General features: G+C 65.4%; 19 protein-coding genes. 2 read left to right on the forward strand and 17 right to left on the reverse strand.

What is annotated here, in order from left to right; genetic code table 11:
* Positions 1–169: 169 nt before the first annotated feature.
* The 15 genes from htpG to sdhC all read right to left on the reverse strand — a co-directional run bounded on the left by htpG (position 170) and on the right by sdhC (position 18,573).
* Entirely contained in the window at positions 170–2,074 is a 1,905-nt protein-coding gene (gene htpG / locus H610_RS0122700) for a molecular chaperone HtpG (protein WP_028241803.1), read from the reverse strand.
* 469 nt (positions 2,075–2,543) lie between these two features.
* Positions 2,544–3,788, reverse strand: coding sequence for an MFS transporter (locus H610_RS0122705; RefSeq protein WP_028241804.1), 1,245 nt, complete (start codon positions 3,786–3,788; stop codon positions 2,544–2,546).
* 46 nt (positions 3,789–3,834) lie between these two features.
* Entirely contained in the window at positions 3,835–4,281 is a 447-nt protein-coding gene (locus H610_RS0122710) for a PaaI family thioesterase (RefSeq protein ID WP_028241805.1), read from the reverse strand.
* Positions 4,278–4,757 (reverse strand): PaaI family thioesterase, encoded by a 480-nt coding sequence (locus tag H610_RS0122715; RefSeq protein ID WP_028241806.1) that lies wholly within the window; start codon positions 4,755–4,757, stop codon positions 4,278–4,280. Before H610_RS0122715 ends, H610_RS0122710 begins: the two co-directional genes overlap by 4 nt.
* A 91-nt stretch (positions 4,758–4,848) precedes the next feature.
* Positions 4,849–5,610, reverse strand: a complete 762-nt coding sequence (locus H610_RS24455) for a DUF599 domain-containing protein (RefSeq protein ID WP_051231945.1) — start codon at positions 5,608–5,610, stop codon at positions 4,849–4,851.
* Positions 5,611–5,668: 58 nt separating this feature from the next.
* Entirely contained in the window at positions 5,669–6,973 is a 1,305-nt protein-coding gene (gene brnQ, locus H610_RS0122725; RefSeq protein WP_028241807.1) for a branched-chain amino acid transport system II carrier protein, read from the reverse strand.
* 121 nt (positions 6,974–7,094) lie between these two features.
* Entirely contained in the window at positions 7,095–7,982 is an 888-nt protein-coding gene (sucD, locus tag H610_RS0122730) for a succinate--CoA ligase subunit alpha (RefSeq protein ID WP_028241808.1), read from the reverse strand.
* Positions 7,982–9,148 carry an ADP-forming succinate--CoA ligase subunit beta gene (gene sucC / locus H610_RS0122735; RefSeq protein ID WP_028241809.1) on the reverse strand — a complete coding sequence of 389 codons (1,167 nt, stop codon included), beginning with the start codon at positions 9,146–9,148 and terminating at the stop codon, positions 7,982–7,984. The genes sucD and sucC overlap by 1 nt, the downstream gene beginning before the upstream one ends.
* A gap of 236 nt (positions 9,149–9,384) precedes the next feature.
* Complete coding sequence (lpdA, locus tag H610_RS0122740) at positions 9,385–10,821, reverse strand: dihydrolipoyl dehydrogenase (RefSeq protein WP_028241810.1); 1,437 nt, start codon at positions 10,819–10,821, stop codon at positions 9,385–9,387.
* A gap of 103 nt (positions 10,822–10,924) precedes the next feature.
* Positions 10,925–12,157: a 2-oxoglutarate dehydrogenase complex dihydrolipoyllysine-residue succinyltransferase gene (gene odhB / locus H610_RS0122745; RefSeq protein WP_028241811.1), complete on the reverse strand. Its 1,233-nt coding sequence runs from the start codon at positions 12,155–12,157 to the stop codon at positions 10,925–10,927.
* Between the two features lie 69 nt (positions 12,158–12,226).
* A complete protein-coding gene (locus H610_RS0122750; RefSeq protein WP_028241812.1) occupies positions 12,227–15,058 on the reverse strand; it encodes a 2-oxoglutarate dehydrogenase E1 component in 2,832 nt (943 codons plus the stop codon).
* 274 nt (positions 15,059–15,332) lie between these two features.
* Entirely contained in the window at positions 15,333–16,037 is a 705-nt protein-coding gene (locus H610_RS0122755; RefSeq protein ID WP_028241813.1) for a succinate dehydrogenase iron-sulfur subunit, read from the reverse strand.
* 11 nt (positions 16,038–16,048) lie between these two features.
* Positions 16,049–17,821, reverse strand: coding sequence for a succinate dehydrogenase flavoprotein subunit (gene sdhA / locus H610_RS0122760; protein WP_028241814.1), 1,773 nt, complete (start codon positions 17,819–17,821; stop codon positions 16,049–16,051).
* Positions 17,822–17,824: 3 nt separating this feature from the next.
* On the reverse strand, positions 17,825–18,193 hold the full coding sequence (gene sdhD / locus H610_RS0122765; protein ID WP_028241815.1) for a succinate dehydrogenase, hydrophobic membrane anchor protein: 369 nt from the start codon (positions 18,191–18,193) through the stop codon (positions 17,825–17,827).
* Positions 18,187–18,573 (reverse strand): succinate dehydrogenase, cytochrome b556 subunit, encoded by a 387-nt coding sequence (gene sdhC / locus H610_RS0122770; protein ID WP_201768393.1) that lies wholly within the window; start codon positions 18,571–18,573, stop codon positions 18,187–18,189. Before sdhC ends, sdhD begins: the two co-directional genes overlap by 7 nt.
* A 350-nt stretch (positions 18,574–18,923) precedes the next feature.
* Here sdhC and gltA point away from each other — a divergent pair, with 350 nt between their 5' ends.
* Positions 18,924–20,195 (forward strand): citrate synthase, encoded by a 1,272-nt coding sequence (gene gltA, locus H610_RS0122775; RefSeq protein WP_028241817.1) that lies wholly within the window; start codon positions 18,924–18,926, stop codon positions 20,193–20,195.
* A gap of 242 nt (positions 20,196–20,437) precedes the next feature.
* On the opposite strand, the gene H610_RS0122780 is transcribed toward gltA, so the two are convergent.
* Positions 20,438–20,710 carry a YkgJ family cysteine cluster protein gene (locus tag H610_RS0122780; protein WP_028241818.1) on the reverse strand — a complete coding sequence of 91 codons (273 nt, stop codon included), beginning with the start codon at positions 20,708–20,710 and terminating at the stop codon, positions 20,438–20,440.
* Between the two features lie 195 nt (positions 20,711–20,905).
* Between H610_RS0122780 and ppnP the strand changes: the two genes are divergently transcribed.
* Positions 20,906–21,187: a pyrimidine/purine nucleoside phosphorylase gene (gene ppnP / locus H610_RS0122785; protein WP_028241819.1), complete on the forward strand. Its 282-nt coding sequence runs from the start codon at positions 20,906–20,908 to the stop codon at positions 21,185–21,187.
* A gap of 44 nt (positions 21,188–21,231) precedes the next feature.
* Here ppnP and ligA read toward each other — a convergent pair whose 3' ends face one another.
* Positions 21,232–23,598 carry an NAD-dependent DNA ligase LigA gene (gene ligA, locus H610_RS0122790; RefSeq protein ID WP_028241820.1) on the reverse strand — a complete coding sequence of 789 codons (2,367 nt, stop codon included), beginning with the start codon at positions 23,596–23,598 and terminating at the stop codon, positions 21,232–21,234.
* Positions 23,599–23,862 lie beyond the last annotated feature (264 nt).

Here is a 23,862-nt window from a genome sequence, read left to right on the forward strand (position 1 = left end):
TTTTTGTGGGAGGCCCGACCTCGGGGCGAACTTGCCTAAGCGGACAGCATGAAGAAGAGGAAGCGGGTGCTGCCCCTTCGTCCAGCCTCCGGCCCTCCAGCCTTCCAGCGGCTTTTCCGCTCTCAGGCCTGCATTCGCCGCGAGGTCGCCGCCCTTGCCGAGCGAACCGTCAGGCCGACATTTCCACCAGCAGCTTGTTCAGACGCTGCACGTAGGCGGCCGGGTCCTTCAGGCTGTCGCCCGCGGCCAGCGCCGCCTGGTCGAACAGGATGTGGCTGAGGTCGCCGAAGCGGTCCTCGTCCTGCTCGGCGTCGAGCTTCTCGATCAGCGGATGCTGCGGGTTGATTTCGAAGATCGGCTTGGATTCCGGCACTTTCTGGCCGCTGGCCTCGAGGATCTGGCGCATCTGCAAGCCGAGGTCCTGCTCGCCGATGGCGAGAATCGCCGGCGAATCGGTCAGGCGATGCGACACGCGCACCTCGGCGACCTGCTCGCCAAGCACGGCCTTGAGGCGCTCGACCAGCCCTTCCTTGGCCTTGGCGATTTCCTCCTGGGCCTTCTTGTCCTCCTCGGTATCGAGCTTGCCCAGGTCCAGGTCGCCACGCGCGACGTCGACGAACTGCTTGCCGTCGAATTCGGTGAGGTAGCTCATCAGCCACTCGTCGATGCGGTCGGTCAGCAGCAGCACCTCGATGCCCTTCTTGCGGAAGACCTCCAGGTGCGGGCTGTTGCGCACCTGTGCGTAGGACTCGCCGGTCAGGTAGTAGAGCTTGTCCTGGCCTTCCTTCATGCGCCCGACGTAGTCGGCCAGCGACACCGACTGCTCGCCGCCGGCGTCCGAGGTGGAGGCGAAGCGCAGCAGCCCGGCGATCTTCTCGCGGTTGGTGAAGTCTTCCGCCGGCCCCTCCTTGAGCACCTGGCCGAAGGCCTTCCAGAAGGTCTTGTAGTCCTCGGGCTTGTCCTTGGCCAGCTTCTCCAGCATGTCCAGCACGCGCTTGGTCAGCGCCGACTTCATCGAGTCGATCACCGGGTCCTTCTGCAGGATCTCGCGCGAGACGTTCAGCGACAGGTCGTTGGAATCGATCACGCCCTTGACGAAGCGCAGGTACAACGGCAGGAACTCGTCCGCCTGGTCCATGATGAATACGCGCTGCACGTAGAGCTTCAGGCCCCTGGGCGCCTCGCGGTGGTAGAGATCGAAGGGCGCGCGGCCGGGCACGTAGAGCAGCGAGGTGTACTCGAGCTTGCCCTCGACCTTGTTGTGGCTCCAGCTCAGCGGGTTGTCGAAGTCGTGCGAGACGTGCTTGTAGAACTCCTGGTATTCCTCGTCCTTGATCTCGCTGCGCGGACGGGTCCAGAGCGCGCTGGCGCGGTTGACCGTCTCCCACTCGGGCTCGGCCGGCTTGTCCTTCTCCTCGCCGAGGTGCTCCTTCGGCAGCTCGATCGGCAGCGCGATATGGTCGGAGTATTTCTTGATGACGTTGCGCAGACGCCAGCCGTCGGCGAATTCCTCTTCGCCGCTCTTCAGGTGCAGGACGATACGGGTGCCGCGTTCGGGCTTGTCGATGTTGGCGACCTCGAACTCGCCCTCGCCCTTGCTCGACCAGTGCACGCCCTCGCTGGCCGGCAGCCCGGCGCGACGGGTATACACGTCGACCTGGTCGGCGACGATGAAGGCCGAATAGAAGCCCACCCCGAACTGGCCGATCAGGTGCGAATCTTTCTTCTGGTCGCCGCTGAGGTTCTTGAGGAAATCCGCGGTACCGGACTTGGCGATGGTGCCCAGGTGCGTGATCACCTCGTCACGGCTCATGCCGATGCCGTTGTCTTCGAGGGTGACGGTGCGGGCGTCCTTGTCGAAGCTGACGCGGATCTTCAGCTCCGCGCCGCCTTCGAGCAGCTCCGGCTTGGCCAGCGCTTCGAAGCGGAGCTTATCGGCAGCGTCCGAGGCGTTGGAAATCAGCTCGCGGAGAAAGATTTCCTTGTTGGAATATAGCGAATGGATCATCAGGTGAAGCAGCTGCTTCACCTCGGTCTGGAAGCCCAGGGTTTGTTTTTGAGTTTCCACACTCATCGTCATAGAACTCCACGTGGTCGAGGGCACTGCCGCAGTGCGGCGATGACACGCAGATGGGGCCGGCGATGGGGATTTCAAGGCTTCGAAGGTTTTCGGAGCCGGTAATGGGGAACTGTGGTTTCGGGCAGGTCAGCGGCCTGCATCGCCGCGGGGGCGCGCCTCCCACAGGATGGGTGTGACAGGCCGCTTTTGTGGGAGGCCCGACCTCGGGGCGATTTCTTCGGGAGCCATGTGCCTCAAGGGGCCAAAGGTGCGTGCCCGTGTCAGCCACGCCGGAGAGAGGGGAGTCAAGGCACGTAGCGGCCTGACCCCGGATGTCGGTGTGGCCTTCTTCTTGGTCACTTTTTCTGGCCCGGGCGGCTATCCGCAGACAAGAAACAGTGACGCGCCGTGCAAGGCGCAACCTGTCGTTCGTGCCGCGCAAAGCGTTATGCCCGCTCATAGAAGGACGGGCCGCCCCTTCCAATCAGGGCTCGATCAACTCGAGCAACACGATCTCCCCCGGCGCCAGCTGATACACCGCCGCCCCCGGCCCCTTGAGCAAGCGCAGGATGCTCAACCGCCCTTCGGCATCGAGCCCCTCGAAACGCCCCTCGGCCACGCCGCCGCGCTCGGTGTGGGCGCGCACGCGCTTGTAGCGATACTGCGCGGGCTGGGCGAGCAGGCGTTCGAGCGAGAAATCCTGCACCAGGTCGGCCACGGCGGGCGCCGGCGCCTTCGGCGGCGCGACCGGCGCGGCGACCTTCGCGACCGGCCCGGGCGCCACCTCGGGCAGGGCCGCGTAATGGTCGCCGACCACCTCCCAGCCCTGCTCCCCCTTGGCCAGGCCGAGGTCTAAGGTTTGCTCCTTGCCGGCGACGCGTGCCGTCACCGACAGCTGCACCCGGCTCGTCGGCCAGGCCACCGGGGGCAAGGGCTCCAGCCGTACGTCGCGGGTGCTGAAGCGGCGCTGCAGGTAATCGCCGAGCACGTAGGCGAGCGTGTCGCGCGAATCGTGGTGCCGGTCGATCTGTCCGTCGCGATAGCGCAGGCGGTCGGTGAAGGCTTCCAGCCGGCCGCTCACCAGGGTGTCGAAATCCGGCGGCAGCACCAGGTGCAGGTCACCCACCAGGCGATTGGGCGGCACCCGCTCCAGCGCCAGGTGCAGGGTGTAGCCATGCCCGAGACGGCGCGCCTCGGGTTGCTCGCTGCCCTCCTCCAGCCAGCCGATGTGTACCTGCGGCAGGGCGCCCCGGTCCTGCGGCAGGATGTCGAGCGCCAGCGAACCGTCCGGCTGGGCCCCCAGGTCGATGGCGATTTCCCGTCGGGGGAACACCCCCTCGCCCTCGCGCAGACGCAGCGTGCCGCCGATCAGCTCGGCGCTCTGCGGGCGGAACGGCTGCCCCTGCAGGCGCCCGCTCGGCATCGGGTTCGCGTCAGCCGCGGGCTGCTCGGGCCTGTCCAGCCACCTGAGGGAAACCAGTTGGGCGAAGCGCTCGCTGTCCTGATTCGCCAGCAGCGAGAGGCCGACCACCAGCGGGACGAAGCCGAGCCCGACCACCACCAGCGCCTTGCGCGCCACGCGCCAGTGGCCGATGACGAACAGCAGGGTCAGCGGCGGCAGCAGACTCGCCAGGCCCCACAGCGGGCTCCTATCGAACGCCAGGCATACCAGCCACACGAGCCCCGCCAGGATCAGCAGCAGCCCGCCCAGAATCAGCAACGCATCCATTCTCTATTCTCGTGCAATGGATCGGCACGGCGTTGCCTGCCCGGGTTCAGGGCTCGTCGACCTTGAAGTGGCAGCGCGCCGTGGCGATGGGTTCCGCCTGGTGGGTCTGCCAGGCGGTGATGGCGACATTGGCCACCCGCCGCCCCTGGCGCCAGACCTGGCAGGCAGCGAAGGTGTCACGATAGTGACCGGCGCGCAGGTAATCTATCGAGAAGTCGATGATTTTGGGCAAATGTGGCGAGCCCATGAACATCAGCAGGTGGAGCATCGCCGCGTGCTCCATGAAGCCGGCGATCACGCCTCCGTGCAGCGCCGGAAGCACCGGATTGCCGATGTTGTCGGCGTTCTGCGGCAGGCGGAACACCATCTCGTCGCCCAGGCGCAGGCATTCGATGCCGATCAGCTTGGCGTAGGGGATGAGGTTGATCAGCGCATCGTAGTCGTTGCGCTCGTGCGCCTGGCGCACCAGTTCGTCGAGCTTTCTCTCGCTCATGCGCCCTGCCCTCCGTCGCGCGTGCCCGCGTCCATGACCCGCCCGGCCTTGCCCATGCGCATGAAGGCGCCGACCACGTGCGCGATCGGCTCGTCCCGGCTGGTCTGGTAGGCCACCCCGCGGGTGAAGATCACGGTTGGCGTGACGCGATAGCATTCGGCGAAGCCGAACACGTCCTTGTGCGGCTCGGCCGGGTGCATGTAGTCGATGCGCAGGTCCAGGGTCGGGCAGATTTCGAATTCTGGCAGCACGCAGGCGGTGGAGATGCCGCAGGTGGTATCCATGAGCGTGGTGATGGCGCCGCCGTGGATCACGCCGGTGTCCGGATTGCCCACCAGTTGATCGCTGTACGGCAGGCGCAGGGTCAGTCCCTGGCGATCGGCATGCTCGACGCGCAGGCCGAGGACCTGGCAGTGGCGCAGCATCGAGAGGAATCGCTCGCTGCGTGCGTGGATGGAAGTGTCGCTGTCGCTCATCGTGGCTCCGCGCGGAGAAGAAAACAGCCGCGCATGATAGCCGAACCCCTGCTGCCAGGCCCCTCGGGCGGACGACGGAGCGGGCGCGACCTCAGGGCTCGCTCCTGGCCGGCTCGGCCGCCGGGCTGGGTGCCGGCGGCGGCGCGGGCGCCGGAGTGGGCGTGTAGACCATCACCTCGAGCACGTCGGAATGGAATTCGCGCCGGTAGAGGATGACCACCACGCCGGCGGTGACTGCCATGAACACCCAGGCGTTGATGAACCAGCCGAGCGTGGCCATGCCGAAATAGTAGGCGCGCAGGCCGAAGTTGAACTGGTTCGCCGCCATCGACACCACCCGCGCCAGCCGCTCGGCGAAGGCCTTGCGCTCCAGGTCGCTGACATTGCGTTCGCCGACCATGGGGGCCGAGCCGAGCAGCACTGCGGCGAAGTTGTACTGGCGCATGCACCAGCTGAAGGTGAAGAAGGCGTAGACGAAGACGCAGGCCAGCCCCAGCAGCTTGACCTCCGACCAGCCGCGGCTCAGCTCCTCGGCGAACGGCAGATCCGCCAGCAGCGACACCGCCCGCTCGGAGGCGCCGAGCACGGTCAGCACGCCGGCCAGGATGATCAGGGTGCTGGAGGCGAAAAACGACGCGTTGCGCTCCAGGTTGCCGATCACGTTGGCATCGGCGATGCGGTTGTCGCGCAGCAGCATCCGCCGCGTCCAGTCCTCTCGATAGAGGTGCAGCACGCTCGCCAGGCACGCGGTGGTCCGGGCCTTGTAGTTGGCGTAGCGGCTATAGCCGGCCCAGCAGGCGATGAACCAGAGCACCGCGACGATGTGGATCAGGGCCTGGGTGTGGTCGAACATGACAAATCCTTCCTCGGACCTGTGCCGATTATGGTCAGCCTGGGCGGAGCGATCCAGTTCAGGCGGACCGCTTGCGCACGCTCGCGCGGTCGACGGCCACCGCCAGGCCGAGGACGACCAGGGCGGGGACGACCCAGCCGAGCCCCTGGTCGGCCAGCGGCAGGCGCTTGAAGACCTCCGGCACCCGATCGCTCCAGCCCGCCGCGGTCAGCGCGTCGGCGATGCCGAAGATCAGGGTGACCGCCATCACCGGGACGAACACGTAGCGTGGACGCAGCCACAGGCGATCCATCAGGCTCAGCGCCACCAGCGCGATGGCCAGCGGATAGAGCCCGACCAGCACCGGCACGGAAACGCTGATGAGCTGGCTCAGCCCCTGATTGGCGACCACCAGGCTGAACAGCGCGAAGGCGATGACCACCGTCCGGTAGGAAACCGGCAGCAGGCGGCTGAAGTACTCGCCGCAGGCGGTCAGCAGCCCCACCGCCGTGGTCAGGCAGGCGAGCGTGATCACCAGGCTCAGCAGCAGGCTGCCGACGGTGCCGAAGCGGTGCTGGACGAAGCCGGTGAGCACCTGCACGCCATCGGCCTCGGTGCCGACCAGCGACTGGCTGCCGGCGCCTAGATGGAACAGCGACAGGTACACCAGCGACAGACCGACCGCTGCGATCACCCCGGCGATCACCGAGTAACGCGTCAGCAGGCCCGGATCGGTCACGCCACGGTCCTGAATCGCCGTCGCGATGACGATGCCGAACACCAGCGCGCCCAGCGTATCCATGGTCAGGTAGCCCTGCAGGAAGCCCTGGACGAAGGGCGCCGAGCGATAGGCGGCCGCGGCCGTGCCGACCTCTCCCGGCGGTGCGATCAGCGCCCCGCCGGCGAGCACCAGCAGGCCGGCCAGCAGCAGCGGCGTGATGAACTTGCCGACGCGGTCGACCAGCGCCCCGGGGTTTAGCGTGAGGAACAGCACCGCGGCGAAATAGAGCACGCTGTAGACCGGCAGTGCATAGGCGCTCGCGGTAAAGGGCGCGACGCCCATCTCGAAGGACACCACGGCCGTGCGCGGCGTGGCGAACAGCGGGCCGATGGCCAGGTAGACCGCCACCGCGAAGGTGGCGCCGGCCCACTTGCCGATGGGCGCGCAGAGCCGCTCCATGCCTCCCCCGACCCGGCCCATGGCGACCACCGTCAGCAGCGGCAGGCCGACGCCGGTGATGAGGAAACCGGCAGCGGCGCGCCACAGGGTGTCACCGGCCTGCAGCCCGGCACCGGGCGGAAAGATGATGTTGCCCGCGCCGAGAAAGAGCGCGAAGGTCATGAACCCCAGTGCCAGCAGGTCCAGCGGTTTCAAGCGAGTCATGAACGTTCCGTACAGCCGGAAGGCGCGCCAGGCGGGCCGCCTCCCTGAAGAAATCGGTGCGGCCCGGGGCCGCAAAACGAAAAGGCCACCCGAGGGTGGCCTTTAACGCGAAGGCTGGCGATCAGGCCTTCTTCATTTCCCAGCCGGTCAGCTCGGCCAGTGCCTTGCCGATGTCGGCCAGCGAACGCACGGTCTTCACACCGGCGTCCTGCAGCGCAGCGAACTTCTCGTCGGCAGTGCCCTTGCCGCCGGAGATGATGGCGCCGGCATGGCCCATGCGCTTTCCGGGCGGTGCGGTGACACCGGCGATGTAGGACACGACGGGCTTGGTGACGTTGGCCTTGATGTAGGCCGCGGCCTCTTCCTCGGCCGAACCGCCGATCTCGCCGATCATCACGATGGCTTCGGTCTGCGGGTCTTCCTGGAACAGCTTCAGGATGTCGATGAAGTTCGAACCCGGAATCGGGTCGCCGCCGATGCCCACGCAGGTGGACTGGCCGAAGCCGGCGTCGGTGGTCTGCTTCACGGCTTCGTAGGTCAGGGTGCCGGAACGCGACACGATGCCGACCTTGCCCGGCAGGTGGATGTGACCGGGCATGATGCCGATCTTGCACTCACCGGGGGTGATCACGCCCGGGCAGTTCGGGCCGATCAGGCGTACGCCCAGTTCGTCGCACTTGACCTTGGCGTCCAGCATGTCGAGGGTCGGGATGCCTTCGGTGATGCAGACGATCAGCTTGATGCCGCCGAAGGCCGCTTCGAGGATGGAATCCTTGCAGAACGGAGCCGGAACGTAGATCACCGAGGCGTCGGCGCCGGTGGCTTCGACCGCCTCCTTGACGGTGTTGAACACCGGCAGGCCGAGGTGGGTGGTGCCGCCCTTGCCGGGGGTCACGCCGCCGACCATCTGGGTGCCGTAGGCGATGGCCTGTTCGCTATGGAAGGTGCCCTGGCTTCCGGTGAAACCCTGGCAGATGACTTTGGTGTCTTTGTTGATCAGGACGCTCATTACTTACCCTCCGCGGCCTTGACGACTTGCTGGGCAGCGTCGGTCAGGCTGGTTGCCGCGATGATGTTCAGACCGCTTTCGGCCAGGACCTTGGCGCCCAGCTCCGCGTTGTTGCCTTCTAGGCGGACGACCACCGGCACTTTCACGCCGACTTCCTTCACCGCGCCGATGATGCCTTCGGCGATCATGTCGCAACGGACGATGCCGCCGAAGATGTTCACCAGAACGGCCTTCACGTTGCTGTCGGACAGGATGATCTTGAACGCTTCGGTCACCCGCTCCTTGGTCGCGCCGCCACCGACGTCCAGGAAGTTGGCCGGCTTGCCGCCGTGCAGGTTGACGATGTCCATGGTGCCCATGGCCAGGCCGGCACCGTTGACCATGCAGCCGATGTTGCCTTCCAGCGCGACGTAGTTCAGTTCGAACTTCTGCGCGTGGGCTTCACGGGCGTCGTCCTGCGACGGGTCGTGCATCGCGCGCAGCTTCGGCTGGCGGTACATGGCGTTGCCGTCGATGTTGATCTTGGCGTCCAGGCAGTGCAGGTTGCCGTCCTTCTTGATCACCAGCGGGTTGATTTCCAGCAGGGCCAGGTCGTAGTCCTGGAACAGCTTGGCGAGGCCGGTGAAGATGTGCACGAACTGCTTGATCTGGTCGCCCTGCAGGCCCAGCTTGAACGCCAGTTCACGGCCCTGGAATGGCTGCGCGCCGACCAGTGGGTCGATGGTGGCCTTGAGGATCTTCTCGGGAGTCTCGTGGGCGACCTTCTCGATCTCCACGCCACCCTCGGTCGAAGCCATGAAGACGATGCGACGGCTGGAACGATCGACCACGGCGCCGAGGTACAGCTCCTTGTCGATGTCGGTGCAGGATTCGACCAGGATCTTGCTGACCGGCTGGCCGTTGGCGTCCGTCTGGTAGGTCACCAGGCGCTTGCCAAGCCACTGAGCGGCGAAGGCCTTGGCCTCGTCCTTGCTCTTGACCAGCTTCACGCCGCCCGCCTTGCCCCGGCCACCGGCGTGGACCTGAGCCTTGACCACCCACATGTCACCGCCGATCTTGTCGCAGGCTTCTGCGGCTTCCTCGGGGGTGTCCACTGCGTAACCCTTGGATACGGGCAGGCCGTATTCAGCGAACAGCTGCTTACCCTGATATTCGTGGAGATTCATGCTTTTCTACCGTCTTCGTTGGTATTGCGCATTTCGGCGCTGCGTGTACGCCGCGCCACCTTAGGACCCGGAAAGAGCCAACAGCAGGCGGTTCCGCTGCCGGCGGGGCGATACCCGGCCGGTCGCGTCCCTGTTCCTGATGCCGCCTGATCCTTCAGCGCCCCGTGATGACTGCCGGACCGACAGTCGAACGGCCTACCGCTACTCCCCGGCAGGCCGCCGATGCTCTTACAGTTTTAGCGTTTCTTGCGGTTGGCCACATGGATCGCATGACCGTTGACCGCCAGCGCCGCCTCGTGCAGCGCCTCGGACAGCGTCGGGTGCGAGAAGACCATCATGCCGAGGTCCTCGGCACTGGTGCCGAATTCCATGCCGATGGCGCCCTGCTGCACCAGTTCCGCGGCGCTCGGGCCGATCACGTGGACACCGAGCACGCGGTCGGTCTTGGCGTCGGCGATGACCTTGACCAGACCGGCGGTGTCGTTGGCCGCCATCGCGCGACCGCTGGCCGCGAACGGGAAGGTGCCGACGTTGATTTCCACGCCTTCGGCCTTCAGCGCCTGCTCGGACTTGCCGACCCATGCGATTTCCGGATGGGTGTAGATGACCGACGGAATCAGGTCGTAGTTCATCTGCGCCTTGTGGCCGGCGATGCGCTCGGCGACCATCACGCCCTCTTCCGAGGCCTTGTGCGCCAGCATCGCGCCACGCACCACGTCACCGATGGCGTACACGCCCGGCACGCTGGTCGCGCAGTAGTCGTCGACGAAGATGAAGCCGCGCTCGTCGAGATCCACGCCGCTGTCGGCGGCCAGCAGATCGGTGGTGACCGGGCGACGACCGACCGCGACGATCAGCTTGTCGAAAGTCTGCTTCTGCTCGCCGTTGGCGTCGGTGAAGCTGACGGTCACTTCGCTGCCCTTCACCTCGGTGCCAGTGACGCGGGCACCCATGAGGATCTTCAGGCCCTGCTTGGTGAGAACCTTCAGACCTTCTTTGGCGATCTGCTCGTCGGCAGCCGGCAGGAACTTGTCCATCGCCTCGATGACGGTCACCTCGGAACCCAGGCGGGACCAGACCGAACCCAGTTCCAGGCCGATCACGCCCGCGCCGATCACGCCCAGGCGAGCCGGTACGCTCTGGATGTCCAGCGCGCCGGTGGAATCGAGGATGACCTGCTGGTCGATCGGGGCCGGCGGAATCTCGACCGGCTTGGAGCCGGAAGCCAGGATCACGTTCTCTGCCGCCAGGGTCTGGGTGTTGCCGTCAAGGCCGGTCACTTCGACCTGCTTGCCGGCCAGCAGCTTGCCGTGGCCCTCGAACAGGGTCACGCCGTTGGCCTTGAGCAGCGCGGCGACACCGCCGGTGAGGTTTTTGACGATCTGGTCCTTGCGCGCGACCATGGTCGGGACGTCCATCTTGACGTCGCCGGTGCTGATGCCATGGACCTTGAAGCTCTCGTGGGCCTCGTGGAACTTGTAGGAGCTGTCCAGCAGCGCCTTGGAGGGAATGCAGCCGACGTTCAGGCAGGTGCCGCCCAGCGCGGTCTTGCCTTCCTTGCCCTGGTACTTCTCGATGCAGGCGGTCTTCAGGCCCAGCTGGGCCGCGCGGATGGCCGCCACATAGCCGCCGGGGCCGGCGCCGATGACGATCACGTCGAATTTGTCGCTCATAGGGAATCCTCTGATAAAGGCGGCTTCAGGCTGCAGGCCCCAGGCTGCAGGCTGGAGCGGCGAACGCCCTGCAGCCTGCAGCCTGCCGCCTGCAGCGGCTTACTTAGATATCCAGCAGCAGACGTGCCGGATCTTCCAGCAGGTCCTTCATGGTGACCAGGAAGGTGACCGCTTCCTTGCCATCGATCAGACGGTGGTCGTAGGACAGCGCCAGGTACATCATCGGCAGGATCACGACCTGGCCGTTGACGGCCATCGGGCGCTCCTGAATCTTGTGCATGCCGAGGATGGCGGTCTGCGGCGGGTTGACGATCGGCGTCGACAGCAGCGAACCGAACACACCACCGTTGGAGATGGTGAAGGTGCCGCCGGTCATGTCCTCGATGGTCAGCTTGCCGGCCTTGGCCTTCTTGCCGAAGTCGGAAATGGTGCCCTCGATCTCGGCCAGGCTCATGTGCTCGGCGTTACGCAGCACCGGTACCACAAGGCCGCGGTCGCTGGAAACGGCCACGCCGATGTCCTGGTAGCCGTGGTAGACGACGTCGGTGCCATCGATCGAGGCGTTCACGCCCGGCTGGCGCTTGAGCGCTTCGGTCGCGGCCTTGACGAAGAAGGACATGAAGCCCAGGCGCACGCCGTTGTGGGTCTTCTCGAACAGGTCCTTGTACTTCGAACGAAGCTCCATGATCGGCTTCATGTTCACTTCGTTGAAGGTGGTCAGCATCGCCATGGACTGCTGAGCCTCGACCAGACGCTGGGCCACCTTGGCGCGCAGGCGGGTCATCGGTACGCGCTTCTCGGTGCGGTCGCCGGCGGCGAACATCGGGGCTGCGGCAGCCGGAGCGGCCGGCTTGGCGGCCGGCGCCGCGGCGCCGCTCTTCTTGGCTTCGACGGCGGCGACCACGTCTTCCTTGGTCACGCGGCCGCCCTTGCCGGTGCCGCGGAGGCTGTTCGGATCGATGCCGTTCTCTTCGGCGAGCTTGCGCGCGGCCGGCGCGAGGATCGGCTCTTCACCGGAGTCGGCCGCAGCCGGGGCGGCAGCGGGTGCTTCGGCCTGTGCCGGAGCGGCAGCCTGGGCCGGCGCCTGGGCGGCGGTGGCGCCGGCCTCCAGCTTGCCGAGCAGCTCGCCGCTGAGCACGGTGTCGCCTTCGTTCTTGACGATTTCGGACAGCACGCCGTCCGCTTCGGCCAGCACTTCCATCACTACCTTGTCGGTCTCGATGTCGACGATCAGTTCGTCACGCTTGACGGCTTCGCCGGGCTTCTTGTGCCAGGTGGCTACGGTGCCGTCGGCGACCGATTCGGGGAAGGTAGGAGCTTTGATCTCGATGGCCATTATCAGGGGTCCTTTTGACTCTGTTTCTATGCCGGGGCCGCACAGGCGCGGCCACCGGACATGAATGGATTAAACGGTGAACGCGTCCTGCAGGAGCTTTTCCTGTTGCTCGGCATGCATGGAGGCATAACCGACCGCCGGTGCGGCGGAAGCGTCGCGGCCGGCATACTCGAGGAACAGGCCCTTCTTGTGAGCGCTGGCGACACGCCGCATGTGATGCTGGCTCGGATACCAGGCGCCCTGGTTCATCGGCTCTTCCTGACACCAGACGATGTGCTGCAGGTTCTGATACGGCGCGAGGGCCTCGGCCAGATCGTCTTCCGGGAACGGGTACAGCTGCTCGATGCGGATGATCGCCGTGTCGTCCCGCCCTTCGTTGCGGCGCTTGTCCAGCAGATCGTAGTAGACCTTGCCGCTGCACAGGACTACCCGGTCGACCTTGGCCGGATCGAGCTGATCCACTTCGCCGATGACCGTCTGGAACGAACCCTGGGTCAGGTCCTCGAGCGTCGAGATCGCCTGCTTGTGACGCAGCAGCGACTTGGGCGTCAGCGCCACCAGCGGCTTGCGCAGCGGGCGGATCACCTGGCGGCGCAGCATGTGGTAGACCTGAGCCGGCGTGGTCGGCACGCAGACCTGGATGTTGTGCTCGGCGCACAGCTGCAGGTAGCGCTCCAGGCGCGCGGAGGAATGCTCCGGGCCCTGCCCTTCGTAGCCGTGCGGCAGCAGCATGGTCAGGCCGCAGAGACGGCCCCACTTGTGCTCGCCGCTGGTGATGAACTGGTCGATCACCACCTGGGCGCCGTTGGCGAAGTCACCGAACTGCGCTTCCCAGACCACCAGTGCATTCGGCGTGGTGGTCGCGTAGCCGTACTCGAAGGCCAGCACCGCCTCCTCGGAGAGGAAGGAATCGTACAGATCGAAGCGCGGCTGCCTCTCGAACAGGTGCTGCAGCGGCAGATAGGTGCTGCCGTCCTTCTGGTTGTGCAGCGCCGCATGGCGGTGCGAGAAGGTGCCGCGGCCGACGTCCTGACCGGTGATGCGGATCGGATGCCCCTCGAACAGCAGAGTGGCGTAGGCCATGGTCTCGGCATAGCCCCAGTTGATCGGCAGCGCGCCGACGCCCATCTTCTGGCGGTCTTCGAGGATCTTGGTGACCTGCCGCTGCACCACGAAGCCTTCCGGGATCTCCAGCAGCTTGGCGGACAGTTCCTGCAGCGTCTTCAGGTCGAAGCGGGTGTCGTGACGTGCGGTCCAGGCGTGGCCGAGGTACGGGCGCCAGTCGACGAACAACTCCTTGTTCGGCTCCTTCACCAGGCTCTTGACCACGTGCAGGCCGTTGTCCAGCGCATCGCGGTACTCGTCGACCCGTGCCTGCACCTGATCGGTCGACAGCACGCCGCCCTTGATCAGGTTGTCCGCGTACTGCTCGCGGGTGGTCGGGTGCTTGGCGATCTTCTGGTACATCAGCGGCTGGGTGCCGCTCGGCTCGTCCGCTTCGTTGTGACCGCGGCGGCGGTAGCACACCAGGTCGATCACCACGTCGCGCTTGAACTGCATGCGGTAGTCGACCGCCAGCTGGGTGACGAACAGCACCGCTTCCGGGTCGTCGCCGTTCACGTGGAAGATCGGCGCCTGGATCATCTTGGCCACGTCGGTGGCGTATTCGGTCGAGCGCGCATCTTCCTGGCGGCTGGTGGTGAAGCCGACCTGGTTGTTGATCACGATGCGGATGGTGCCGCCCGTGCGATAGCCGCGCGTCTGCGACATCTGGAAGGTTTCCATCACCACGCCCTGGCCGGCGAAGGCCGCGTCGCCGTGGATGGTCACCGGCAGCACCTTGTCGCCGACCGGATCGGCACGACGGTCCTGGCGCGCGCGCACCGAACCCTCGACCACCGGGGAGACGATTTCCAGGTGCGACGGGTTGAACGCCAGCGCGAGGTGCACTTCCCCGCCGCGGGTCATCACGTTCGAGGAGAACCCCTGGTGGTACTTCACGTCGCCGGAGCTCAGGCCTTCGACCTTCTTGCCCTCGAACTCGTCGAAGAGGTCGCGCGGGTTCTTGCCGAAGGTGTTGACCAGCACGTTGAGGCGGCCGCGGTGGGCCATGCCGATCACCACTTCCTTGGTGCCGTAGGAACCGGTGCGCTGGATCACCTCGTCCAGCAGCGGGATCAGGCTCTCGCCGCCTTCCAGGCCGAAACGCTTGGTGCCCGGGTACTTGGTGCCGAGGTACTTTTCCAGGCCCTCGGCCGCGGTCAGGCGCTCGAGCAGGTGGCTCTTGACCTCCGCCGAGTAGGTCGGACGGCCACGCACGCTTTCCAGGCGCTGCTGGAACCAGCTGCGCTGCTCGGAATCGACGATGTGCGTGTATTCAGCGCCGATGGTGCGGCAATATGTCTCTTGCAGCGCCTGATGGATCTCGCGCAAGGTAGCCTCGTCCTTGCCGAAGGCCAGGTCGCCCGTGCGGAATACGGTATCGAAATCGGCGTCGGTCAGCCCGTAGTGGTTGATCGAGAGATCAGCCGGCACCGGACGCTGCTGCAGCCCGAGGGGGTCGAGCTGAGCAGCCTGATGACCACGCATGCGGTAGGCCTGGATCAGGCGCAGAACTTCGACCTGCTTCTTCTCGTGCTCACTGCTGACGCTACCGGCCGAAACCGGCTGCGCGCGGCGCTGGTTCTTGGCGAGCAGGACGAAGTGATCGCGAATGGTCGAATGCGACACGTCGGTCGCCGTGCTGCCGTCGGCAGGCAGCTTCTGGAAGTAGGTGCGCCACTCCTCTGGCACAGCGTTCGGGTCGTGCAGGTAAAGCTCGTAGAGCTCTTCCACATAGGCAGCGTTACCACCGGACAGGTGTGCGCTGTTCCACATGCGCTGCATTACGCTTTCTTGCATGCTCGGTCACCCTCGATAAGGGGACACCACCGGCAACGTTTGCAGGTGCCTTCCTAAGTTCTGGCAGCGACTCAGGTAAAGCCACTCCAACCGCACTGGTAGCCCGGGTAATGACCCGGGTGCCCCTGCTGGTCATCAATTTCGATGCGCAGCCCCGCTTTTTGGGCGAAGGCTGCGGCTAAAACTACGGCGCCTGGAATGCTCCGGCGCCGCAGGTGTCACGGTGCAGCAGTTACGGTGTCAAGCCAAGCTGGCGCATGGTCTGACACGTCCATCAGGTACCACTCTGCAGCAGCATGTTCCGGACATGACCGATGGCCTTGGTCGGGTTCAATCCCTTCGGGCACACGCTCACGCAGTTCATGATGCCCCGGCAGCGGAACACGCTGAACGGATCGTCCATCGACGCCAGACGCTCTTCGGTCTTGGTGTCGCGGCTGTCGGCCAGGAAGCGGTAGGCCTGCAGCAGCGCAGCGGGGCCGAGGAACTTGTCCGGGTTCCACCAGAACGACGGGCAGCTGGTCGAGCAGCATGCGCAGAGGATGCACTCGTACAGACCGTCGAGCTTTTCCCGGTCCTCCGGCGTCTGAAGACGTTCGATAGCCGGCGGCGGTGTATCGTTCAGCAGGTACGGGCGAACTTTCTCGTACTGCTTGTAGAAGATGCCCATATCGACCACCAGGTCACGAATGACCGGCAGGCCGGGCAGCGGGCGAATCACCAGCTTGTTGTTCTTCACCACGGACGACAGCGCCGTGATGCAGGCCAGGCCGTTCTTGCCGTTGATGTTCATGCCGTCGGAGCCACAGACCCCCTCACGGCAGGAGCGACGATAGGAGAACCCCTGATCCTGCTCCTTGATCAGCGCCAGCACGTCAAGAACCATCAGGTCTTTACCGTCGGTATCGACCTGGAACTCCTGCATGAACGGCTTTTCGTCCTGTTCGGGGTTATAGCGATAAACACTGACTTGCAACATATCGGTGACCCTTAATAAGTCCGAACCTTGGGCTCGAATGCCGGAACCGTCTTCGGAGCGAAGTTCACGGCACGCTTGGCTACGCGCTTCTCACCCGGGAAGTAGAGGGTGTGGCACAGCCAGTTCTCGTCGTCACGCTCTTCGAAGTCTTCGCGAGCGTGCGCGCCACGGGATTCCTTGCGGGTCTCGGCGGCGATGGCGGTGGCCTCGGCCACCTCGAGCAGGTTCTGCAGTTCGAGCGCTTCGATGCGCGCGGTGTTGAATGCCTGGCTCTTGTCGGCGATCTTCACGTTGGCGATGCGCTCACGCAGCGAGGCCAGCTGAGCGATGCCCTTCTGCATGTACTCGCCGGTGCGGAACACGCCGAAGTAGTTCTGCATGCAGCTCTGCAGTTCCTTGCGCAGCGGTGCGACGTCTTCGCCATCGGTACGGCCGTTGAGGCCGGCCAGGCGGCCGAGCGCCACGTCCAGGTCGGTTTCGCTGGCGTTGCGATACTCGATGCCTTCCTTGAGCGCCTTCTCCAGGTGCAAGCCGGCGGCACGGCCGAACACCACCAGGTCGAGCAGCGAGTTGCCGCCCAGGCGGTTGGCGCCGTGAACGGAAACGCAGGCGACTTCGCCGACCGCGAACAGGCCTTCGATGATCTGGTCGTTGCCGCTGGCGTCCTGGGTGATCGCCTGGCCATGGATGTTGGTGGCGATGCCACCCATCATGTAATGGCAGGTCGGGATGACCGGGATCGGCGCCACGACCGGGTCGACGTGGGCGAAGGTCTTGGACAGTTCGCAGATGCCCGGCAGGCGGCTGTGCAGCACTTCCTCGCCGAGGTGGTCGAGCTTGAGCAGCACGTGATCCTTGTCGGGACCCACGCCGTTGCCGGCGATCACTTCCTTGACCATGGAACGCGCAACCACGTCGCGACCGGCGAGATCCTTGGCGTTCGGCGCGTAGCGCTCCATGAAACGCTCGCCGTGGGCGTTGATCAGGTAGCCACCCTCGCCGCGGCAACCTTCGGTCACCAGCACGCCGGCGCCGGCGATGCCGGTCGGGTGGAACTGCCACATCTCGATGTCCTGGACCGGCACGCCAGCACGCAGCGCCATGCCGACACCGTCACCGGTGTTGATCAGCGCGTTGGTGGTGGAGGCGTAGATCCGTCCGGCGCCGCCGGTGGCCAGCACCGTGGCCTTGGAGCGGATGTAGACGGTCTCGCCGTTCTCGATGCAGATGGCGATGATGCCGACGATGGCGCCATCCTGGTTCTTCACCAGGTCCACCGCGTACCACTCGTTGAGGAACACGGTGTTGTTCTTCATGTTGCCCTGGTAGAGCGTGTGCAGCAGCGCGTGACCGGTCCGGTCGGCCGCCGCGCAGGTGCGCGCCGCCTGGCCGCCCTTGCCGAAGTCCTTCGACTGGCCGCCGAACGGGCGCTGGTAGATGCGGCCCTGCTCGGTACGGGAGAACGGCAGGCCCATGTGCTCGAGCTCGAAGACCGCTTCCGGGCCGACCGAGCACATGTATTCGATGGCGTCCTGGTCGCCGATGTAGTCCGACCCCTTCACGGTGTCGTACATGTGCCAGCGCCAGTCGTCGTTCGGGTCCGCCGAAGCGATGGCGCAGGTGATGCCGCCCTGGGCCGATACGGTGTGCGAGCGGGTCGGGAACACCTTGGTGACGACCGCCGTCTTGTGGCCGGACTGGGCCAGTTGGAGGGCAGCGCGCATGCCGGCGCCACCGCCACCGACGATGATGGCGTCGAAGGAAAGCGTACGGATATTAGCCATTACTCAGAAACCCCAAAGAATCTGCACACCCCAGACGAAGAACGCGAACATCGCGATGCCGCAGATTGCCTGGAAGAGAAAACGTACGGCGGTGGCCCATTTGCCGATCGCCATGTTGGTCAGATAGTCGGTCGAGATGGTCCACATGCCGACCCAGGCGTGCACCGCGAGTGCGACGAGGGCGAGCAGGCTGAAGATCCGCATCCAGCTGCTGGAGAACAGGCCGTGCCACTGTGCGTAGTCGAGCCCCGGATTGACGACCAGGTAACCAAGCAGAAAAAGGAAGTAGACCGCCAGCACCACGGCGGAAACGCGCTGCGCCATCCAGTCGTAGAGACCCGAGCGCGAGAAATTCGTGACGTTGGTTACCATACCCAGACTCCAGCCAGAACAATCAGGACCGCCGAAACGACGAGGACGATCTTCGAACCCAGCTTGCCGCCTTGCAGCGTCTCGCCATGGCCGGTGTCCATGATCAGGTGGCGGATGCCGGCCACCAGGTGATACAGCAGTGCGGACAGCAGCGCCCAGATCACCAGCTTGACCAGCGGACTGCCCAGATAGGCCTGGACCGTCGCGAACCCTTCTTCGGAAGAGAGCGAGGTATCCAGCGCCAGCAGGAGCAAGGCAATACCGAGGAAAAGGATGACCCCCGACACACGGTGAAGGATCGATGTGTAGGCAGTGATGGGGAGCTTGATGGTCCTAAGGTCTAGGTTTACAGGTCGTTGGCTTTTCACGGCTTTTTTCACACTTGAGAGCCCCGAGACGCTGGGCAAAGTTGTTGGGAAGAGCACCTTGCGGCACCCGCTACCCACGAGTGACAGCCTTTTGATTATCGGCGCTAGAGGCCCCTGGCGGTCGGTCGCCGAGTATAGACAGTTAGGTGGCTAATGACAATGTGGTGAAGTGCCACCAAAGGTTGATTGCAGCCACTGTTTATATAGCTGGAATATCCGCCCTTGCGCCCCTTGCAGACGCTCTGCGAAGGCCCTGGCGGCACCCCCTGTGGCAAATTGACTTTGAGATTTATGTCTCTATAGTGATGCGGGCCCTGCGTGGGGGGCTGTTGATGATTCCAAGCATAAACAGGAGGCCGTACATGGCTGACAAGAAAGCGCAGTTGATCATCGAGGGCGCAGCCCCCGTCGAACTGCCTGTTTTAACCGGCACCGTAGGGCCTGATGTAATCGACGTGAGAGGGCTGACCGCCACGGGTCACTTCACTTTCGATCCTGGATTCATGTCGACCGCCTCCTGCGAGTCGAAGATCACCTACATCGATGGGGACAAGGGCGTGCTGCTGCACCGCGGCTATCCCATCGAGCAGCTCGCCGAGAAATCCGACTACCTCGAGACCTGTTACCTGCTGCTCAACGGTGAACTGCCGGATGCCCAGCAGAAAGAAGCCTTCGTCAGCTCGATCAAGAACCACACCATGGTTCACGAGCAGCTCAAGACCTTCCTCAACGGTTTCCGCCGCGACGCCCACCCGATGGCGATCATGTGCGGCGTGGTCGGCGCCCTCTCCGCCTTCTATCACGACTCGCTCGACATCAATGACCCCCACCATCGCGACATCTCCGCGATGCGCCTGGTCGCCAAGATGCCGACCATGGCCGCGATGGTCTACAAGTACTCCATGGGCCAGCCCATGATGTACCCGCGCAACGACCTCGATTACGCGGAAAACTTCCTGCACATGATGTTCAACACCCCGTGCGAGATCAAACCGATCAGCCCGGTGCTGGCCAAGGCGATGGACCGTATCTTCATCCTCCACGCCGACCACGAGCAGAACGCTTCCACCTCGACCGTCCGCCTGGCCGGTTCCTCCGGCGCCAACCCGTTCGCCTGCATCGCCGCCGGCATCGCCGCGCTCTGGGGCCCCGCTCACGGCGGCGCCAACGAAGCGGTGCTGAACATGCTGGACGAGATCGGCGATGTCTCGAACATCGAGAAATTCGTCGCCAAGGCCAAAGACAAGGACGACCCGTTCAAGCTGATGGGCTTCGGTCACCGCGTCTACAAGAACTTCGATCCGCGCGCCAAGGTCATGAAGCAGACCTGCGACGAGGTGCTCGCCGAGCTGGGTATCAACGACCCGCAGCTCGAACTGGCGATGAAGCTCGAGGAGATCGCGCGCAACGACCCGTACTTCGTCGAGCGCAACCTGTACCCGAACGTCGACTTCTACTCCGGCATCATCCTGAAGGCGATCGGCATTCCGACCAGCATGTTCACCGTGATCTTCGCCCTCGCCCGTACCGTCGGCTGGATCTCGCACTGGAAGGAAATGCTCTCCGGCCCCTACAAGATCGGCCGCCCGCGCCAGCTGTACACCGGCCCGACCCAGCGCGACCTGCCGCGCTGAAACCCGGGCAACGAAAAAAGGCTACCGATGGGTAGCCTTTTTTATTGGACCATTGACAGCCGCCATTCGCCTGCATGCAAGCCGGCCCCTCACCCCAGCCCTCTCCCCAAGGAAAAGGCGAAACCCTGTACCGGAGCCATCCCCTCTCCCTCCGGGAGAGGGTCAGGGTGAGGGAAAACAGCCCTGCTCCCTAACCTCACCGCCAACCCGGTATATAAAAGGAACAGGTCGCTCCAGCTGTATCAGCAGGCAACCGCCGGCTCGCCCGAGGTCGCCTCCTCCAGCCAGCCCAGCAGCCGGATCGCCGCATCGGCGCTGTCGCCACAGACCTCCGGGTCCGCCCGGAACGCGCTACAGACCGCCGGCCGCTCCGGCAGCCCGAACAGGGCGCAAAGCTGATGCGCCGTCAGGTGAATGCAGCGCACCCCGGCTGGCTTGCCTCCGGGCATGCCGGGAATGGGCGTGGAAATGGACGGCGCGATGCAGCAGGCACCACAACCAGGGCGACACTTCATGGGTAATCGAAGCCTCAGCGTACGGTTGGCGCGCATGATAATGGGACGGCGACGATGCTGCACCGGTGCGTCGTCGAAGATGTCGGACGGCATGATGCCGCCAGCCCGCCGAGCCACTCCTCTCCACGCGGATGACGCCTCCGCGCGGCTTCGGCATACTTGTCGCCCCCTTTTTCAAAGTCTTGGAACCCGCGCATGTTCAAGGTCAACGAATACTTCGACGGCACCGTGAAATCCATCGCTTTCGACATGGAAGCCGGCCCGGCGACCATCGGCGTCATGGCGCCCGGTGAATACGAGTTCGGCACCAGCCAGAAGGAAATCATGCACGTCGTCAGCGGCCGTCTCGATGTACTGCTGCCTGGCAGCGACACCTGGGAAACCTTCGAGACCGGCAGCGAGTTCACCGTCGCGGCGAACAGCAAGTTCAAGCTGAAGGTAGCGCGCGACACCGCCTACCTCTGCGAATATCGCTGATACGCCCGGGCTGGGGGACGACGATGGTTTCGCCCCCGGCCGGATCACCCGCCGAACGTTTGCAGGGCGCTCAGAAAGGCGTCCTCGTCCATCACCCTGACACCCAGTTCCGAGGCCTTCGCCAGCTTCGAGCCCGCCCCCGGCCCGGCCACCACGCAGCTGGTCTTCGCCGACACCGAGCCGGACACCTTCGCGCCCAGCGCTTCCAGGCGTGCCTTCGCCTCGTCGCGCGTCATGGTCTCCAGGGTGCCGGTCAGCACCCAGGTCTGACCGCTCAACGGCAGGCCCGCCGCCACCTTGCGCTCGCTTTCCCAGTGCATGCCGAACGCGCGCAGCTGCGCTTCCACGGCGCGCGCGTAGGCCGCCTGTTCGGGGTTGTCGAAGTAGTCCCGCAGCGCCCGGGCGGCCTTCTCGTTGAGTCGCTCGACCTGGCGCAGATCCAGCCAGTCCGCCGCGATGATCGCCTCCAGCGAACCGAAGCGCGCCGCCAGGCGCTGGGCGCCGGTGCTGGCGATGAAGGGAATGTTCAGCTTGGCGAGCAGGTCCGCCAGCGTGGCGGTGGCGGCGAATTCCGGGTGCAGCTCGGTCTCGCCCTGCAACTCGATGCCTCGCTCGAGCAGCTGGCGGATGACTTGCCGGTTGTGGTCGTCCTGGAAGAAGCTGTGGATCTCGTGCGCCACTTCCAGGCCGACGTCGGGCAGGTAGGTCAGCACCTCCGGCAGCGCCTCCTGGATACGCGCCAGCGCCCCCAGCGCGCGGGCGAGCAGCTTGGCGGTTTCCTCGCCGACGTCGGGAATGCCCAGTGCATAGATGAAGCGCGCCAGCGTCGGGCGTTTGCTCGCCCCGATGGCGCCCAGCAGATTGCGGGTGGAAATCTCGGCGAAGCCTTCCAGGCCGAGCACCTGCTCGTGGGTCAGCGCGTAGAGGTCGGCCGGCGAGTTCACCAGCCCTCGATCGACCAGCTGTTCGACGATCTTGTCGCCGAGTCCGTCGATGTCCATCGCCCGGCGAGAGACGAAATGGATGATCGCCTGCTTGAGCTGCGCCTGGCAGGCCAGGCGCCCGACGCAGCGGTAGATCGAGCCTTCGCTGATCGTCTCGCGGCCCTTGCCACGCTTGACCAGTTGCGTGCGCTCGACGTCGGAGCCGCACACCGGGCACTGCTCCGGCACGTGCACCGGCCGGGCATCGGCCGGCCGGCGTTCGGCGACCACGCCGAGGATCTGCGGAATCACGTCGCCGGCGCGGCGGACGATGACGGTATCGCCGATCATCACGCCGAGCCGCGCCACCTCGTCCATGTTGTGCAGGGTGGCGTTGGACACGGTCACGCCAGCTACCTGCACCGGCCGGAGCCGCGCCACCGGGGTGATGGCGCCGGTGCGGCCGACCTGGAACTCGACGCCGAGCAGCTCGGTGATCTCCTCGCGCGCGGGAAACTTGTGGGCGATCGCCCAGCGCGGCTCGCGGGCACGGAAGCCGAGCTCACGCTGCTGGGCGGTGGCGTTGACCTTGAACACCACGCCGTCGATCTCGTAGGGCAGACTGTCGCGCTTCTCGCCGATCGCCCGGTAATAATCAAGGCACTCGCCCACGCCACGCGCCAGCCTCAACTCACGGCTGATGGGCAGGCCCCAGCCTCTCAGGGCGTTGAGAATGCCGATGTGGGTGTCCGGCAACCCACCGTCGCTGCGCCCGACGCCGTAGGCGCAGAGCTCGAGCGGGCGCGACGCGGTAATGCGCGGATCGAGCTGGCGCAGGCTGCCGGCCGCGGCGTTGCGCGGGTTGGCGAAGGGCTTGCCGCCGGCCTCGAGCTGCCGGGCGTTGAGCGCCTCGAACCCGGCCTTGGTCATGTAGATCTCGCCGCGCACCTCCAGCACCGGCGGCCAGCCCTCGCCCTGCAGCCTGAGCGGGATGTTGCGCACCGTGCGCACGTTGGCGGTGATGTCCTCGCCGACACTGCCGTCGCCGCGCGTCGCGCCGCGCACCAGGTGGCCGTTCTCATACAGCAGGCTGACCGCCAGGCCGTCGAGCTTGGGCTCGCAGCTGTACTCGATGGACACGCCCTCGGCGAACAGATCGCCGGCGGGCAGGTCCAGGCCTTCGCGCACCCGCCGGTCGAAGTCGAGCAGTTCCTGCTCCTCGAAGGCGTTGCCCAGGCTGAGCATGGGCACTTCGTGCCGTACCTGGCCGAAGGCCGCGAGCGCCTCGCCGCCGACCCGCTGGGTCGGGGATTCGGGCGTGACCAGCTCGGGATGCTCCGCCTCGAGCGCCCTCAGCTCCTGGAACAGGCGATCGTATTCCGCATCCGGCACGCTGGGTTCGTCCAGCACGTAGTAGCGGTAGTTGTGTGCATCGATCTCGCTGCGAAGTGCCGCGATGCGTTCGGCGGCGGTCTGGGCAGAAGGCATGGTGGGGCGCCAATACAAGGACCGGGCAGGCTTCGCGGCGCCCGGTCGGTGGGGGGACGGTTACAGCCGCGAATTGTAGCCTGACGCGCCAGGGGTTTGGCGGTTTGCCCACCGGGTGAATGGCGCTGACTTCGCTGTGTGGAGGTTCCCGACTGTTCCGAGTTCGTTCCGGGCAGGCGGGCCTGCCCGGTCGCCGCGGGGGCGCGCCTCCCACAGGGAAGGTGGCATTGCTTCGCTTTTCGGGAGGCCCCGACCTCGGGGCGA

It is taken from the genome of Stutzerimonas azotifigens DSM 17556 (genome assembly GCF_000425625.1).
In the GTDB taxonomy this organism is placed as follows: Bacteria; Pseudomonadota; Gammaproteobacteria; order Pseudomonadales; family Pseudomonadaceae; genus Stutzerimonas; species Stutzerimonas azotifigens.

Bases quoted from the DNA above. Each gene is read 5' to 3' on its own strand.
- htpG (WP_028241803.1), bottom strand. From the start codon at position 2,074: ATGAGTGTGGAAACTCAAAAACAAACCCTGGGCTTCCAGACCGAGGTG.
- H610_RS0122705 (WP_028241804.1), bottom strand. From the start codon at position 3,788: ATGGATGCGTTGCTGATTCTGGGCGGGCTGCTGCTGATCCTGGCGGGG.
- H610_RS0122710 (WP_028241805.1), bottom strand. From the start codon at position 4,281: ATGAGCGAGAGAAAGCTCGACGAACTGGTGCGCCAGGCGCACGAGCGC.
- H610_RS0122715 (WP_028241806.1), bottom strand. From the start codon at position 4,757: ATGAGCGACAGCGACACTTCCATCCACGCACGCAGCGAGCGATTCCTC.
- H610_RS24455 (WP_051231945.1), bottom strand. From the start codon at position 5,610: ATGTTCGACCACACCCAGGCCCTGATCCACATCGTCGCGGTGCTCTGG.
- brnQ (WP_028241807.1), bottom strand. From the start codon at position 6,973: ATGACTCGCTTGAAACCGCTGGACCTGCTGGCACTGGGGTTCATGACC.
- sucD (WP_028241808.1), bottom strand. From the start codon at position 7,982: ATGAGCGTCCTGATCAACAAAGACACCAAAGTCATCTGCCAGGGTTTC.
- sucC (WP_028241809.1), bottom strand. From the start codon at position 9,148: ATGAATCTCCACGAATATCAGGGTAAGCAGCTGTTCGCTGAATACGGC.
- lpdA (WP_028241810.1), bottom strand. From the start codon at position 10,821: ATGAGCGACAAATTCGACGTGATCGTCATCGGCGCCGGCCCCGGCGGC.
- odhB (WP_028241811.1), bottom strand. From the start codon at position 12,157: ATGGCCATCGAGATCAAAGCTCCTACCTTCCCCGAATCGGTCGCCGAC.
- H610_RS0122750 (WP_028241812.1), bottom strand. From the start codon at position 15,058: ATGCAAGAAAGCGTAATGCAGCGCATGTGGAACAGCGCACACCTGTCC.
- H610_RS0122755 (WP_028241813.1), bottom strand. From the start codon at position 16,037: ATGTTGCAAGTCAGTGTTTATCGCTATAACCCCGAACAGGACGAAAAG.
- sdhA (WP_028241814.1), bottom strand. From the start codon at position 17,821: ATGGCTAATATCCGTACGCTTTCCTTCGACGCCATCATCGTCGGTGGC.
- sdhD (WP_028241815.1), bottom strand. From the start codon at position 18,193: ATGGTAACCAACGTCACGAATTTCTCGCGCTCGGGTCTCTACGACTGG.
- gltA (WP_028241817.1), top strand. From the start codon at position 18,924: ATGGCTGACAAGAAAGCGCAGTTGATCATCGAGGGCGCAGCCCCCGTC.
- H610_RS0122780 (WP_028241818.1), bottom strand. From the start codon at position 20,710: ATGAAGTGTCGCCCTGGTTGTGGTGCCTGCTGCATCGCGCCGTCCATT.
- ppnP (WP_028241819.1), top strand. From the start codon at position 20,906: ATGTTCAAGGTCAACGAATACTTCGACGGCACCGTGAAATCCATCGCT.
- ligA (WP_028241820.1), bottom strand. From the start codon at position 23,598: ATGCCTTCTGCCCAGACCGCCGCCGAACGCATCGCGGCACTTCGCAGC.